The 15651-nt window shown below is 35.7% G+C and carries 16 protein-coding genes; 12 read left to right on the top strand and 4 right to left on the bottom strand.

Translation table 11 applies throughout. The features are described 5' to 3' along the window. Position 1 precedes the first annotated feature (1 nt). The 3 genes from B2745_RS08355 (at position 2) to B2745_RS08345 (ending at position 1906) form a co-directional block, all read left to right on the top strand. Positions 2-571 (top strand): thiamine diphosphokinase, encoded by a 570-nt coding sequence (locus tag B2745_RS08355; protein WP_304065287.1) that lies wholly within the window; start codon positions 2-4, stop codon positions 569-571. Further along, a complete protein-coding gene (locus B2745_RS08350; RefSeq protein WP_304065285.1) occupies positions 571-1065 on the top strand; it encodes a GNAT family N-acetyltransferase in 495 nt (164 codons plus the stop codon). Before B2745_RS08355 ends, B2745_RS08350 begins: the two co-directional genes overlap by 1 nt. A 154-nt stretch (positions 1066-1219) precedes the next feature. Beyond that, positions 1220-1906, top strand: coding sequence for a zinc metallopeptidase (locus B2745_RS08345; protein WP_304065282.1), 687 nt, complete (start codon positions 1220-1222; stop codon positions 1904-1906). A 70-nt stretch (positions 1907-1976) separates the two neighbouring features. On the opposite strand, the gene B2745_RS08340 is transcribed toward B2745_RS08345, so the two are convergent. After that, the gene (locus B2745_RS08340) at positions 1977-2528 is read right to left on the bottom strand and encodes a DUF1003 domain-containing protein (protein ID WP_304065279.1); all 552 of its coding nucleotides are present in this window, start codon (positions 2526-2528) and stop codon (positions 1977-1979) included. 178 nt (positions 2529-2706) lie between these two features. Here B2745_RS08340 and rmuC point away from each other — a divergent pair, with 178 nt between their 5' ends. The 6 genes from rmuC to B2745_RS08310 all read left to right on the top strand — a co-directional run bounded on the left by rmuC (position 2707) and on the right by B2745_RS08310 (position 11209). After that, positions 2707-4092 (top strand): DNA recombination protein RmuC, encoded by a 1386-nt coding sequence (rmuC, locus tag B2745_RS08335; protein ID WP_304065277.1) that lies wholly within the window; start codon positions 2707-2709, stop codon positions 4090-4092. Between the two features lie 190 nt (positions 4093-4282). Further along, complete coding sequence (locus B2745_RS08330) at positions 4283-6364, top strand: prolyl oligopeptidase family serine peptidase (RefSeq protein WP_304065507.1); 2082 nt, start codon at positions 4283-4285, stop codon at positions 6362-6364. Positions 6365-6502: 138 nt separating this feature from the next. After that, complete coding sequence (locus B2745_RS08325) at positions 6503-8005, top strand: rhomboid family intramembrane serine protease (protein ID WP_304065275.1); 1503 nt, start codon at positions 6503-6505, stop codon at positions 8003-8005. A 27-nt stretch (positions 8006-8032) separates the two neighbouring features. Next, positions 8033-9343 (top strand): alpha/beta hydrolase, encoded by a 1311-nt coding sequence (locus tag B2745_RS08320; protein ID WP_304065273.1) that lies wholly within the window; start codon positions 8033-8035, stop codon positions 9341-9343. Position 9344: 1 nt separating this feature from the next. Further along, entirely contained in the window at positions 9345-9986 is a 642-nt protein-coding gene (locus B2745_RS08315) for an MBL fold metallo-hydrolase (protein WP_304065271.1), read from the top strand. Beyond that, a complete protein-coding gene (locus B2745_RS08310; RefSeq protein ID WP_304065269.1) occupies positions 9983-11209 on the top strand; it encodes an FtsX-like permease family protein in 1227 nt (408 codons plus the stop codon). Before B2745_RS08315 ends, B2745_RS08310 begins: the two co-directional genes overlap by 4 nt. Positions 11210-11406: 197 nt before the next feature. Here B2745_RS08310 and B2745_RS08305 read toward each other — a convergent pair whose 3' ends face one another. The 3 genes from B2745_RS08305 to mqnB all read right to left on the bottom strand — a co-directional run bounded on the left by B2745_RS08305 (position 11407) and on the right by mqnB (position 13503). Then, the gene (locus tag B2745_RS08305; protein WP_155977898.1) at positions 11407-11544 is read right to left on the bottom strand and encodes a hypothetical protein; all 138 of its coding nucleotides are present in this window, start codon (positions 11542-11544) and stop codon (positions 11407-11409) included. Between the two features lie 87 nt (positions 11545-11631). Further along, positions 11632-12474 carry a menaquinone biosynthesis family protein gene (locus B2745_RS08300; RefSeq protein WP_304065268.1) on the bottom strand — a complete coding sequence of 281 codons (843 nt, stop codon included), beginning with the start codon at positions 12472-12474 and terminating at the stop codon, positions 11632-11634. A gap of 372 nt (positions 12475-12846) precedes the next feature. Further along, on the bottom strand, positions 12847-13503 hold the full coding sequence (gene mqnB, locus B2745_RS08295) for a futalosine hydrolase (RefSeq protein ID WP_304065266.1): 657 nt from the start codon (positions 13501-13503) through the stop codon (positions 12847-12849). Positions 13504-13587: 84 nt separating this feature from the next. Between mqnB and B2745_RS08290 the strand changes: the two genes are divergently transcribed. The 3 genes from B2745_RS08290 to fabD all read left to right on the top strand — a co-directional run bounded on the left by B2745_RS08290 (position 13588) and on the right by fabD (position 15622). Beyond that, positions 13588-14001: a 6-pyruvoyl trahydropterin synthase family protein gene (locus B2745_RS08290; RefSeq protein WP_304065265.1), complete on the top strand. Its 414-nt coding sequence runs from the start codon at positions 13588-13590 to the stop codon at positions 13999-14001. Between the two features lie 9 nt (positions 14002-14010). Beyond that, positions 14011-14646 carry a GTP cyclohydrolase I FolE gene (gene folE / locus B2745_RS08285; RefSeq protein WP_304065262.1) on the top strand — a complete coding sequence of 212 codons (636 nt, stop codon included), beginning with the start codon at positions 14011-14013 and terminating at the stop codon, positions 14644-14646. A 94-nt stretch (positions 14647-14740) separates the two neighbouring features. Further along, on the top strand, positions 14741-15622 hold the full coding sequence (gene fabD, locus B2745_RS08280) for an ACP S-malonyltransferase (RefSeq protein ID WP_304065260.1): 882 nt from the start codon (positions 14741-14743) through the stop codon (positions 15620-15622). Positions 15623-15651: the final 29 nt, after the last annotated feature.

The following is a 15651-nucleotide window of genomic DNA, read 5'->3' as shown; positions in this document are numbered from 1 at the left end:
TATGTCTTCTCATCATATCATCCGCGAAAAGCAAGAACCAGCCTTGTTTATTTTAAACATGAGTGGCTTTGATGAGGAATACTTGGGGCAGTTGTTAGAATGGTCTCCAACCGTTATTGTACACTCCGCTATATATGAGCATGTAGTTTCTTTAGGCATTAAAATAGATGTTGTAGTGAGCAAAGAAGATGTTTCTTTTGCGCTTCAAGAGCATATAAAAATTATTCCTTGCGGCGATGATGATGTGACGACAGCTGTATTAAAATACCTGGTTGCGCATGAATATCCATCAGTAAACATCATCACTGATACCTTTTTGGCTAAAGATTATTTGTTCTTTGTTGATTATATAGACTTGGTAGTTTTTGCTGATGGTAAAAAAATATTTCCCGTGAAACCCGAGTTTAGCAAATGGAAGCCAGCTGAAGAAAACATATACATTTTACAAGAGGCTCAATTAAGCACAAAAGGTTTAAATTTGATAGCAAACAACCATTATCAAACAGAGAAAGATGGCTTTTATAGTTTGTCTTTTCAACAACCTTTTATTTTTATAGCTGAAGATTTATAATGGAAATTAGAAAAGCAGCTTTACAAGATTTACCTCTAATACAACAATTAGCGCAAGAGATTTGGTGGCCAACTTATGAGGCCTATATCGGTGAAGCGCAAATAAGCTTTATGCTTAAGCAGATTTACCATCCAAACGCTTTAAAAGCACAAATAGAAGATGGGCATACTTTTATTCTTCTTTATCAGGATGAAAAAGCAGTAGGTTTTAGCAGTTATTCTTTTTCTCAAACGGTTTGTATCATTCATAAACTGTATATTTTACCAGCTTTACAGGGGGTGGGTGCAGGTAAGCAAATCATGAATTATATTGGCGCAGTAGCTTTTGCCAATGGTGCTACCTTATTGCGTTTAAACGTAAACAGGAATAACCCGGCTTTACATTTTTATCAAAGATTGGGATTTCATATAGCCGAAGAAGTTGATATTCCTTACTACGAATTTGTTTTGAATGATTATGTAATGGAAAGGCATATTGAAGATGCCGACTGTTAATGTGGCAGTATTTTCTTGCTTATATTAATAAATAAAGCAATTTTGGCGTTCTTTTGCGAAGAACAAATACAAAATTTCAGCGTTTTGTAATAAAAACATTTCTAATGTTGTTTAGGAATACAATTTGATTAATTTAAACCAAAATATATAGAAAATGGGATTAATACTTTTTATAGGCATTGCTATTATAAGTTTTATAGTACAATGGAGATTTAAAAGCAAGTTTAAACAATACTCAGAAATTGCTTTGAGTTCTGCTTTAAGTGGAGCTGAGATAGCTAGAAAAATGCTTGCAGACCATGGTATAAACGATGTAGAAATTATATCTGTTGACGGCCAGTTAACAGACCACTATAACCCGGCGGATAGAACAGTAAACCTTTCTCCGGATGTTTACCACGGTAGAAGTATTGCAGCAGCGGCAGTAGCAGCACACGAGTGCGGTCACGCGGTACAGCATGCCCGAGCTTACAGTTGGTTACAATTTAGATCTGCTATGGTGCCTGTGGTAAGCGTAGCTTCTAATTTGGTACAATGGGTATTATTAATTGGTGTGATGCTGATGGCTTTTGGTAATAATCCAATTGTTTTAGCTGTTGGCGTTGGTGCATTAGCTATTTTAACGGTATTTAGTTTTGTTACTTTACCTGTAGAGTTTGATGCCAGTAAAAGAGCATTGGTATGGTTGCAAAGTAACAAAGGTATTATGCAAACCAGTGTAGAGCATGATCAAGCTAAAAACGCTTTATGGTGGGCAGCCATGACTTATGTTGTTGCAGCATTATCATCATTAGCTACTTTAATGTATTATGCAATGATGCTATTTGGTAGAAGAGACTAACATTTCCCTTAAAAGGATAATTTAAGAGGAGCATTTTTTATAAGATGCTCCTTTTTTGTTTCTAAAGAGTTTAACTGGGTTTAAGATGCTCATGAAGGGTTTTCCTGAGTTTATCTATACTATCCATTTGTACTTTTTGAATGTCGAATAAATTCTTCATTTGCTCGGTAATCAATAAATCTATTTTATCATGTAGTGTTCTGATTTCAATTTCTGCTTTAAGATTAATCATATAATCCTGTTCTGCTCTTAGCCTATCTCGTTCTTCCTTTCTGTTTTGGCTCATCATGATAATAGGGGCTTGTAGTGCTGCAATACAAGAAAGCATCAGATTTAATAAAATAAAAGGATAAGGGTCAAAAGCCTGATTTTTAAGTAACAAAACGTTTGTACTAATCCAAATAAGGATAATGATAGAAAAGGTGATGATAAAACGCCAGCTACCTCCAAAAGAAGCTACACGATCGGCCATTTTTTCTGCCAAACTTAAATCCTGGTTGCTTTTTAATTTTTCTGAGATGAGTTCCTCCTCTTCTAAGGCTTTTAAAACAATATCATGTAGCTTAGCAAGATTACCATTACTAGTTTCAAGTATGGTACGGTAATTAATTTTATGATTCATGATGAGTTATTTCTAGAAAATTACAGAAAGATTTCGAGTTCAGCTAAGTTTTTATTTAGCGATGCTGTTATTGCGCATATCATCTCCATCGCAGAAAGCAAAATCAGGTAAACAAAAGTCGCTTAATGGTTTAAAACCATTCGGGTTCATTTTAGTATTTTTGGTAAATCTCTTTTACATGGAATATATCATTACAGCAGTTATTATATTACTCGTAGCCGTTTTTCTTTTCCTTAAAAAGCCGTCATCAAATATCCATGATCATTTATTGAACGAGTTTAAGACAGAAAACGAGCAGTTAAAAATTAACCTTGCGGTATGTCAGCAACAACAAATAAGCTTAGCAGAAGAAAAAACTGCTGTCATGAATCTCTTAAAAGAAGAAAAGCAGGATGCTGAGTTTAAATTTTTAGGTAGGATAAATGCCTTAGAAGATGATAAAAAAGAGCTTCAAGATATGTTAAATGCCGAGCATAAGAAAATTGCAACATTGGAAGAATCTTATAAAGCTCAGCAGCAGCGTTTAGAAGAACAAAAACACTATATGGCAGAGTTGCAGCAGCGTTTCAAAACTGAGTTTGAAAATGTTGCCAACCAAATCCTGAAAGAAAAAACTAAAGAATTTACAGAGGTCAATAAATCCAATCTGGATATCTTATTAAATCCACTAAAAGAGAATATTAAGGCTTTTGAACAGAAAGTAGAACAAACGTATAAAGTAGAGGCTACCGAACGTTTCACGCTGAAAGGTACCATAGATGAGCTCATTAAACAAACTAAACTGATACAAGACGATGCCAATAACCTCACCAAAGCTTTAAAAGGTGATCATAAAAAGCAAGGTAACTGGGGCGAGATGGTTTTAGATAAACTTTTAGAAGGCTCGGGTTTAATAGAGGGCATTAATTATACTAAACAAGCGGGTTTTATTGCCGAAGATGGTAATCGTTATCTGCCCGATATTTTATTAAATCTGCCAGAAAATAAGCATATCATTATAGATGCTAAAGTTTCTTTAGTGGCTTATGAAAAACTGGTAAACTGCGATGAAGAAGCAGAACGTGAAGCTTTAACCAAATTACATGTAAATGCTATAAAAAACCATATCCAAGGTTTAAGCAATAAAAACTATCAGGATTTATATCAAATTAACTCGCCAGAATTTGTGTTGTTATTTATCCCTATAGAGTCTTCTTTTGCTATTGCCGTACAGTACGATCAAGAGTTGTTTGACTTTGCATGGAAGAAAAAAGTGGTTATTGTAACGCCATCAACACTATTGGCAACTTTAAAAACGGTAGCTTCTATCTGGAAACAAGAACAACAAACCAAAAATGCCATAGATATTGCTACAAAAGCAGGCGCTTTGTACGATAAATTTGTGGGCTTTGTAAGCGATATTCAGAAAATTGGCGATAGCTTAGATAAATCTCAAAAAGCTTATCAAGATGCTTTAGGAAAATTAAGCACCGGCAATGGTAATTTGGTTACCCGGGCAGAACAGCTGAGGAAACTGGGTGCCAAAACTTCTAAATTATTGGATGATAAATTGATAGAAGAGTAATTTTTAGATGACGTAAAAGAACATCTAAAAATATCTCAAACATATTACATGGCAATTTCTTTCTGTATAGGAACAAGTACTAAATTTATCATACACACTAACTAACTGTACAGAAATGAAAAAAATTAATCTATTTTTTAGTATTACAGCCGTTGTACTTTCGGCATGTAACAGTACCAAACAAAATGATATGATAGCCCCGGCAGAAAAAATAAATGTATTAGCTTATCCAGATACCAAAAAAGAAAGTGTAAAAAACGATTATTTTGGAACCATCGTAGAAGACCCATACCGTTGGTTAGAGGATGATGTATCGGCCGAGACTAAAGCCTGGGTACAAGCCCAAAATAAAGTTACACAGAACTATTTAGCACAAATTCCATACAGAGAAGAAATTAAAAATCGCTTATCAGAGCTTTGGAATTACGAAAAATTCTCGGCCCCGTTTAAAGAAGGTGTTTATACTTATTTCTATAAAAACGATGGCTTACAAAATCAAGCTGTTTTATACCGTCAAGCTGATGGAAAAGAACCTGAAGTATTTCTAGACCCTAATAAATTCTCTGCCGATGGTACCAGCTCTTTAGCAGGAATAAGTTTTTCTAAAGATGGTAGTTTAGCGGCTTACCAAATATCTGAAGGTGGCTCAGACTGGCGCAAAGTTGTAGTTCTTAAAACACAAGATAAGGTGATTGTTGGCGATACATTGATAGATGTTAAATTCTCGGGCTTGGCATGGAAAGGAAATGAAGGTTTCTACTATAGCAGTTATGATAAACCTGTAGCCGGAAGTCAATTATCGGGTTTAACCCAATACCATAAATTGTATTTTCATAAACTTGGTACTTCGCAAAAAGAAGATGTTTTACTTTTTGGCGGTAACCAAACCCCAAGAAGATATATCGGTGCAAACCTTACAGAAGATGAACGCTTCTTAATCATTTCTGCTGCAAACTCTACCACTGGTAACGAGCTTTATATACAAGACTTAAGCAAACCTAACAGCGCCATTGTTAAGGTGGTTGATAATTTTGACAATGAGCATCAAGTAATTGGCAATAAAGGGGATGTTTTATACATCCAAACCAATTTAAATGCTCCAAATTATAAAGTAATAACAGTTAATGCTGCCAATGCAAGTCCTAAAAACTGGAAAGATTTGATTCCTGAAACCCAAAATGTATTGAGTGCTGGTACAGGAGGCGGAAAAATTTTTGCTAACTATCTTAAAGACGCAACTTCTTATGTAGTACAATTTAGCATGGATGGTAAGAAAGAGAAAGAAATAGAATTACCTGGTGTAGGTACTGCTTCTGGTTTTGGCGCTAAAGAAACAGAGGATGAATTATACTTTACTTTTACTTCTTACATCTATCCGCCAACGATATTTAAATACCATATTAAAAGCGGTAAATCAGAAGTTTATAAAGCATCTGCTGTGAAATTTGACCCTTCTTTATACGAGTCTAAACAAGTTTTTTACACTTCTAAAGATGGCACAAAAGTACCTATGATTATCACTTACAAAAAAGGTGTTGAGCTCAACGGCAAAAACCCAACACTTTTGTACGGTTACGGAGGATTTAGTGTGAGTCTAACACCGGCATTTAGTACCGCAAATATTATTTTATTAGAGCAAGGTGGAATTTATGCAGTACCAAATTTACGTGGTGGTGGCGAGTATGGCGAGAAATGGCATATTGCAGGTACTAAAATGCAAAAGCAAAATGTTTTTGATGATTTTATTGCAGCAGCGCAATACCTCATAGATCAAAAATATACTTCTACAGATTATTTAGCTATTTCTGGGGGCTCTAATGGCGGGTTGTTGGTTGGTGCTTGTATGACACAAAGACCAGACTTGTTTAAAGTTGCTTTCCCGGCTGTTGGTGTTTTAGATATGTTACGCTATCATCAATTTACGGCTGGCGCTGGTTGGGCTTATGATTATGGTACAGCAAACGATTCTAAAGAGATGTTTGATTATCTAAATAAATATTCTCCTTACAGCGCATTAAAAGCAGGAACATCCTACCCTGCAACTATGGTAAGTACTGCAGACCATGATGACCGTGTAGTACCCGCACACTCGTTTAAGTTTGCTGCTCGTTTACAAGAATACCATAAGGGTACGGCACCCGTTTTAATTAGGATTGAGACGAATGCCGGACATGGCGCTGGTAAACCAACTTCAAAAATTATAGAAGAACAAGCAGATAAATGGGCTTTCATGTTCCAAAACATGGGGCTTAGTTATCAGGTAGTTAAATAAGCGTTATTACTGATTTTCTAAATATTTATGAGCAGCGTCTTTTTCTTAAAGACGCTGTTTTTTTTGCCTTTTTTGTATTAAAATACACTAATTATAGCCAATACTTTTTTTATTTTCAGAAGCTTTCTATCTTAGGATATGGCCTGGGGCATTTCACCTAAAAAAACAGCACAAGTTCCATTGCATGGTTTTGGAACCGATAAGTATTTAGCAATAGTTTTTAATGCTTTTGAAAATTTAAATTGGAAGGTAAGCTATGCCGATGATAAAGGATTAATAGCTTATACACCCATTTCATGGGAATCCTATTCAGAGCAGATTACCGTAGTTATAGAAAATGAAGTAGCTTATCTCAAAAGCGAATGCGTAGGTTATCAAGCCTTTTTGTATGATTACGGTAAAAACGAAAAAAATATAGACTTACTGATTACCGAGATTGAGTATTGTGCTTTCCATATCCAAACAGATATAGAAGGGAATATCCAAAGGTTTAAAGATAGTTTTTACCAGCATCCGGGCATAAATTTGTCTTATACACCGCTGGGTGCTAAAGATAAGTTTACCCATTTAGGCACCATATTTATTCCTAGCAAAAACTATCAGGTAACACCTGTATTGATAGCTGTTAACTGCCTAGTTTTCATTTTGCAACGTATTATTTTTTCTGCTTATGTGTTTTCGCTCAATAAAAAAGGGGTCGAAGATATTCCAGAGAAAAGTGCGGCTTTCTCGAAAATAGTATTTGGCGGTATAGAGCGTAATTTGGTTCTGAATGGAGAATACTGGCGATTATTTACCGCCTGTTTCTCTCATGGTTCTTTTGGTCATATCTTTTTTAATATGATTTTTTTAGCCTATATCGGTGCTATCATAGAAGGCAGGGTTGGCAAATGGAACTTCTTAGGTTTATACCTCATGACAGGTATCTGCGCAAGCATTACCTCTATTGGTTTTAGGTACGAGGAAATGGGGGTAGGCGCTTCTGGAGCCATTATGGGCATGTTTGGTGTTTTTTTAGCTTATTTAAGTACCAACTTTTTTGATGCTAAGGCCAGAACCGCATTTTTGATAAGTACAGTATTAATAAGCATCATTACCTTATGGCCTAGCGGAGAAGGGATAGACCATGCGGCCCATTTTGGAGGTTTTATTTCTGGTTACATCTTCGGGCTTTTCTCGTATTGGGCTTATACCAAGGCAGAGCGCACTAAACGCTATTTTATAAGAACGGTAAGTTATGTATTGATACTTTTGGCAGTATCATCTTGGGTGTTTTTTATGCCTAAATATGATTTGGAAGCCTTCAGAAAATCAAAAGATAAAATGATGGTCGACTTAAACCTTATTTCTTCTTACTTTTACGCTTCTGATTATGATACGCTCACAAAAGCCGAGCGGATTGTCTTGCTAGAAACCAGGATGATTCCTGTCATAAGAAAGAATGAAATAGTGCTGAAGGAATTAAAGAATACTCCTTTACCATCAGAAGAAGAAAAAGATGCAAAACAGTTCTTCAAATACTATGGTAATAAGCTTAAAATTTACGAGTTATTGTATAAAGAGTATAAAACAGATCATCCTGCATACAGGAAGAAAATGCAACAACTCACAGATGAGATTTACGAGCAGGAAGAGGATTAATACAAAAAATTAAACGTTCAACAATAAATGAGAAGATTTAAATTATTGCTATTAACGCTATTATGTAGTACAGGTGTTTTTGCACAAGGGTTAATTGGCTACATGAACAATGCGAGCGATTTTTTTGATAAGCTAAATCAGGGAAAATTTGAAGAAGCTCAAGGTTTTTTTGCCGATAGTTTGAAAGCGAAAGTTCCACCAGCAACCTTAGGCGCCGTTTGGAAACAAATTACAGCCCGTATGGGTAATTTAACTTCTATTGATGGCGCAGAAAACCGTAGTCAGGATGATTTTCAGTCTGTAATTTTAAATTGTTCTTTTGAAAAAGGTAGTCAGCCTTTTCAGTTTGTATTTAATAAAGATCAAAAACTGATTGGCTTTTTTATAGCTGCAAAGCCAAATATCCCAACATATAAATTACCCGCTTACGCAGATACTGCTAGCTATAAAGAAGAATTTATCACCATTAAATCTGGCACACATGAGCTTCCCGGTATCTTAACAAAACCAAAAACAGGAGAAAATTTCCCTGTGGTGATATTGGTGCATGGTTCTGGTCCGGCAGATATGGATGAAAGCGTTGGCGCACAAAAGCCTTTTAAAGATTTAGCACTTGGTTTGGCTTCACAAGGGATAGCCAGTATCAGGTATGTAAAACGCACCACTTTATATCCACAAGAATTTTCAAAATCTTTTACCTTAAAGGAAGAAACCGTTGAAGATGCCGAGGCAGCTTTAACCTTTGCTAAAACTCTTCCAGAAATAGATAAAACACAGCTTTACATTTTTGGACATAGTTTGGGCGGTATGGTAGCACCACGTTTGGCTACCCAAAACCCAGATGTAAAAGGTATTATCTTAGCAGCAACACCAGCAAGAAAGTTTACCGATATTATTAGCGAGCAAAATAAATACTTGTTTGAGCAAAGCAAGGATACTACAAAAGCTACTAGAGCTAGTTTAGATAAAGCTTTAAAAGATATACAGCAAGTAGCCAACTTAAAAGCAGGGGTTTTACCTGCCGATTCGGTGATGCTTGGTCTACCTGTTTCTTATTGGCTAGATATCAATAACCTAAACCAAGTAGAAACGGCAAAAAAATTGAAGACCAAAGTATTGGTGATACAAGGTGGAAATGATTTTCAGGTGAGTACTACAGACTATAACGAATGGCAAAAGGCATTGAAAAATAAGAAAAACGTTAGCTTTAAATTTTACCCCATGCTTAATCATTTATTTAGTTTTGTTTCTGAAAAAGGTACCGCCAGCCAATACCAACAAGTGGCTAATGTTGATGCCGTTTTAATTAATGATGTAACAGCTTGGATAAAGCAATAATATGATTCAGATACAAATTTTTGTAAACAATCCTTATCAGGAAAACAGCTACATTCTTTATGATGAAACTAAAGAATGTGTGATTATAGACCCTGGTATGTATACCGCTGCCGAGCAAAACGAGGTGGTAAACTTTATCAAGGAAGAAGGTTTAAAACCAGTTTTATTCCTCAACACCCATTGCCATATAGACCATGTTTTGGGCAATAAATTCATTTTTGATTATTATGGTTTAAAGCCACAATTTCATAAAGGCGAGCTTCCAGTATTACAGGCAGTACCTGCTTATGCGCCACAACAGGGTTTTAGGTACGAGCTATCGCCAGAGCCAGAAGTTTTTTTGCCAGAAACGGGCTTTGTAAACTTTGGGAGCAGCAGCCTAGAATTAGTTTTTGCCCCTGGGCACTCGCCGGCACACCTTTGCTTCTTAAGCAGAGCAGATAAATTTATGATAGGCGGCGATGTGTTGTTTAGAGGAAGCATTGGTCGTACAGATTTACCCGGAGGAGATTATCAAACCCTCATCAACAGTATTCAAAACAAGGTATTTACCTTGCCAGATGATATTGTAGTTTACCCAGGGCATGGCCCAGAAACTACAGTGGGTTATGAGAAACAGTATAATCCTTTTTTTAATAGGTGAATGCATCATTCTACATAGCTAAGCGGTATTTATTCTCTAAGAAATCTACCAATGCTATCAATATGATATCCGGTATTTCTATGCTGGGTGTATTTATTGGTAGCGCAGCTTTAATCATCATTTTATCAGTATTTAATGGTTTTGAAGGCTTGGTTTTATCTATGTATGATAGCTACTCGCCACATCTAAAAGTAGAAGCTGTTAAAGGCAAAAGTTTCGACCCTGAAACACCTTTCTTTAAACAATTAGAAACCAACGCTCAGATTTTTTCTTATACCCAAGTTTTACAAGAAAAAGCTTTATTGAGGTATGATGATTTACAGTTTATAGGCAAAGTAAAAGGGGTAAGTAAAGATTTTTTAAAGAATAACCTTCTGGATTCTTCTTTGGTACAGGGCGAATTTGTTTTAGGAGATTCTTCCCAACAGTTAGTGGTTATTGGGGCTACGGTACAATATGTTTTAGGAGTAAATATCAATAACCCATTAAAGAGATTAGAAATATATTCGCCTAAAAAAGGTACACAAAGTGCATTTACCCCTGTAGATGAGTTTGTGGCAGCTTATTTACAGCCCGTGGGTGTTTTTCAAACGCAACAAGAAGAAAGCGATATGGTTATTGTGCCCATAGAGACTGCCCGTACTTTATTGCAAGAAGCTAAAAATGTATCTGCTATAGAGATTTTTCTAAAAGATGAAGAACAGGTAGAGACTTTTAAAAAGTACTTGGAAAAAAACTTAGGAAGTGCTTTTATTGTGAAAAACCGTATACAGCAAAATGCCTTACTTTATAAAATCTTAAACTCAGAAAAATGGGCTATCTATCTCATCCTAACTTTTATACTGGTTATCGCTATTTTTAACATTATTGGTTCTTTAACCATGCTTGTGATAGATAAAAGAAGAGATATAGCCATTTTAAATAGTTTAGGCGCATCAAAAACCATGATCAGTAGAATATTTCTTTATGAAGGTTTGATGATAGCCATGTTGGGTTGTTTTTTAGGTCTTTTAGCAGGTTTAGCATTTTGTTTGCTACAGCAGGAGTTTGGTTTAATTAGCATGGGGCAAGCCAATTTATTGATAGATGCTTATCCTGTAAAGCTTAAAATTGCAGACTTCTTTTTGGTATTTATGACTGTGTTTACGATCTCTTTTATCGCCGCTTTTATCAGCTCAAGGTTAAGTATCAAAAGGTTTGAGAAGTTAAAAGAAGATTTATAAAAAAAGGGATGATTTTAAAACCATCCCTTCTCGGTGTAAACACCTATCAATAACCATCAATAATTATTTTCTTTTCGTGTTTATGCTCTCTCTCTTTACTACCTCTATTCTCACAACAACAAAATCTCACGGCACCTGAATAAACACTATCCTTTAAGCACTTCTCCCTTAAATTATTGACAGTAATTTTCTGTTTTTTACCAGTTATCACGAAGCATTTGCCAGATTAAAGAAAAAGGCCAAATACCCTGTATTTCCTTCTCTACCATTTCATCAGCTTTAGCTTCTTTTGCTAAAGAAATATGTTTTATGCTGATGTGATGTTCTTGCTGCATGATATCTTTTTTGGTATATCAAATTTCGTCATAATAACTTTATAGTAAAAAGCGATAATAATGATAAGGATATAAGCAAAATCTATATCAGGTTAAAAAAATAGACTTATTATAATTTGGAATGATTCTTTTATCCTGCGCCGTTTGAAAAAGCTGCTGAATAGCTTTACGACCTTCTGCACCTAAATCAACCGAATATTGGTTTACATATAAAGAGATGTGTTTATACATCACTTCCTCACTCATTTCCTGGGCGTGAGAGCGTATATAATCCAAGCCAGATTTCGGATTTGCAAAAGCAAATTCTACAGATTTTCTTATCAAACGGTTAACCTTTAGTTTTACTTCCTCTGGTAAAGAACGTTTAATCACAATACCACCTAAAGGAATGGCTGATTGGGTGGTCTTCTCCCAATAATCGCCTAAATCCATGATTTTTTTTAAACCTTTTTCATGATAAGTAAAGCGGTTTTCATGAATAATAAGGCCTAAATCTATTTCTCTATTTAATAGTTTTTGCTCTATTTGCGAGAATACAATTTCTTGTTTGTTTTGTAGTTGTGGATAAGCAACGCCCAATAAAAAGTTAGCCGTAGTATATTTTCCTGGGATACCAACTTTCAATAAATCTGGCTTTTGTTGGATAAGGCTTTCATCAAAATCTTGGTTAGCAATTAATAAAGGGCCTACACCAAAACCTAGGGCACTGCCAGCATCAAGCAAAACGTAATTTTCTAAAGCGTAAGCAAAAGCATGGTAGCTTAGTTTGGTAATATCCAACTGCTGGTTAAAAGCTTTCTGGTTTAATGTTTCAACATCATCATAAGAAACCTCAAAATCTAAGCCTTCGGTATCTATTTTTTTATGGATAAGGGCATCAAAAATAAAAGTATCATTAGGGCAGGGCGAGAAGCCTAAGCTTAGTTTCATGTGTTTGGTATTTTAAAAATTATCACTCAAAAAGGATTTAATTTAACGCTATTTTTTGTCAAACGGAGTGAAAGCCTTATTTATGTATATTTTAAAATCAGGCATTCACGCTCTGGCTTTCCGGCCTCTTGACCGGCCATGTCAAGTTACTTTTTTCCGCAAAAAGTAACCAAAAACTCTCCGCTGCGCCGCTTGCTTCTAAAGTTTCTGCTGAGGCTAGTTCTGAATCTGCCGCAACCGCCAAGGCGGAATTAGGCGTAAACGGTTGTTAATACTGGGGCTAGACTATCTAAAACCTGAACATGTTTTTAATATTGATTTGTATTCTATATCAGCCTTAGAAAGACAATGATTTCACTTATTACTTATACTTCACTCTATACTATTTTGTGATAAATTTTTTAAGTATGTACTTAGCCATTCATTTAAATTCTTAACAGCTAAAGGGATGTTCCAGTTTGCTTTATTTCTTTTTTCTACATAATTAGAAATGGCTCTCACCTGCATACCAGCCACACCTGCTTCTTCGCAAGCGTAAAAGAAAGCTGCGCCCTCCATACTTTCTGTTTGAGGGAATAAACGTTCTTTTACATCCTCAATACTATCTTCATTGCCATGTACTTTATTAACGGTAATGGCTGTTACCTTTTTTAAATCGGTTTGGAAGCTGTCATGTAATTGTTCTAAAAACTCAACCTCTCCCAGTTGCATTTCCTCTAGGCTTAAAAACTCTTCATCATCCTCAGCGCCAAGCTCGGCTAAAATGTCTTTTTTAACCTGTACCACTTCGCCAATAGCTATGCGTTTACTAAAGCTACCTGCTATACCGGCGTTTATGGCCATGTCATAAGTTTGGCTTTTTAGCGCTTTGCCTAGCGCATAAGCGGTTGCCACCATACCCACACCAGTAACCAAAATATCAATCTCATGGGCTTGGTAAGTAAAGCTTAAACCCTTTTCGGGGATGCCTAATTTTTTAAATAATGGTGCTATTTCTTGATAGGTTGCAACTACAATGAGTATCTTCATTCAACAAATTTACACACAATGATTTAAAGTGTTTATTATCCTTGTAAATGCTTTACGTATATTTGCGGCATTATTTAGGCAAAAATGATTTACATTACAAGAAAAGAGCATTTTAATGCTGCCCATAAACTTTATCGCGAGGATTGGAGCAAAGAGAAAAACGAAGAGCTTTTTGGTAGATGCGCAAATGCTAACTGGCATGGCCATAATTATGATTTATATGTTACTATAAAAGGTAATATTAATCCTGATACGGGTTTTGTGATTGATTTAAAAGAACTAAAAGATATTATTTTAGTAAATGTAATTGATAAGCTAGACCATAGAAACTTAAATTTAGATGTTGATTTTATGAAAGGTAAAATGGCATCTACAGAGGTTTTAGCCATAGAAATCTGGAAACAACTAGCACCTCATATTGCTGCCAGAGGAGCGCAATTGCATAGCATAAAACTTTATGAAACAGCCAATAATTACGTTGAGTATTTTGGCGATTAATACATCCTTATGAGTCTTGATAACCAACATGATGATTTTGCTGAAGAAAATGGCTACGCTAAGATAGACCGTTATAACAGTAAAAAAATCAATAAAATAGCAGCCAACTATGCAGAAATACTTTCTGAAATAGGCGAAAACCCACAAAGGGAAGGCTTGCTAAAAACACCAGAGCGTGTGGCTAAAGCTTTACAGTTTTTAACCCACGGTTATGATTTAGATGCAGCAGAAGTTTTACGTTCTGCCATGTTTCAGGAAGATTATAGCCAAATGGTTATCGTAAAAGATATAGAAGTATACTCCATGTGTGAGCATCATATGTTACCTTTCTTTGGCAAAGCGCATATTGCTTATATCCCTAACGGACATATTGTTGGCTTAAGTAAAATACCTAGAGTGGTAGATATTTTTGCAAGAAGGTTACAAGTACAAGAAAGGTTAACCAACGAGATTAGAGATTGTATACAAGATACCTTAAAACCTGCGGGTGTTGCCGTGGTGATGGAGTGTAAACACATGTGTATGAGTATGCGAGGTATACAAAAACAAAATTCTGTTACTACAACATCGGCTTTTACAGGGCAGTTTATTATAGAAAAAACACGGTCTGAGTTTTTAAGGCTGATAGCTGCAAATTTATCTTAAATAATAAAATTTTAAACATACGCTGTTTTGTTAGGCTGAGCAGAGTCGAAGCCTTTTTACAACATGCTAATTATATTTTAAACCAAATAAAACAATGAGAGCATATATTTTTCCTGGTCAGGGTGCGCAGTTTGTAGGGATGGGTAAAGACCTTTATGAAACATCAGCGCAAGCGAAAGACTTGTTTGAAAAAGCAAATGAAATTTTAGGTTTCAGAATCACAGATGTGATGTTTAACGGTACCGATGAAGATTTAAAACAAACCAATGTTACACAACCTGCTATTTTTTTACATTCGGTTATATTGGCAAAGGTTTTAGGTGATGATTTTAAACCTGATATGGTTGCTGGGCATTCTTTGGGTGAGTTTTCTGCTTTAGTATCAGCCGGAGCGCTATCTTTTGAAGACGGTTTGAAATTAGTTGCAGCCAGAGCCAATGCTATGCAAAAAGCTTGCGAGTTACAACCATCTACCATGGCGGCAATTTTGGGTTTAGATGATTTTACGGTTGAAGATATTTGCCAGCGTGTAAGCGATATTGTGGTGCCAGCCAATTATAACTGCCCAGGGCAATTGGTTATTTCTGGTAGTATTGCTGGTATTGATAAAGCTTGTGAATTATTAACCGCAGCAGGCGCTAAGAGGGCTTTAAAATTAAATGTTGGTGGTGCGTTCCACTCGCCATTAATGGAAGCAGCAAGAGTAGAGTTAGAGGCGGCTATTGTAGCCACAAAGTTTAACGAGCCTATTTGCCCAATTTATCAAAATATTGATGCAAAACCTTATACTGAGGTAGAGGCTATTAAAGCTAATTTAATTGCACAACTTACAGGTTCTGTAAAGTGGACGCAAACGGTACAAAAAATGCTGGAAGACGGCGGTACTGAGTTTATAGAAGTTGGTCCGGGTAATGTTTTACAAGGTCTAGTAAAAAAAGTAGACAGAAGCGTAAGTACATCAAGCGCAAGCGTGTAAAAAAACACAAAATAATTAAATAACGGGGA

It is taken from the genome of Pedobacter glucosidilyticus (assembly GCF_002483235.1).
Classification (GTDB): Bacteria; Bacteroidota; Bacteroidia; order Sphingobacteriales; family Sphingobacteriaceae; genus Pseudopedobacter; species Pseudopedobacter glucosidilyticum_B.
The sequence above is the reverse complement of the archived record's forward strand: the minus strand, read 5'-3'. Positions and strand labels throughout refer to the sequence as shown.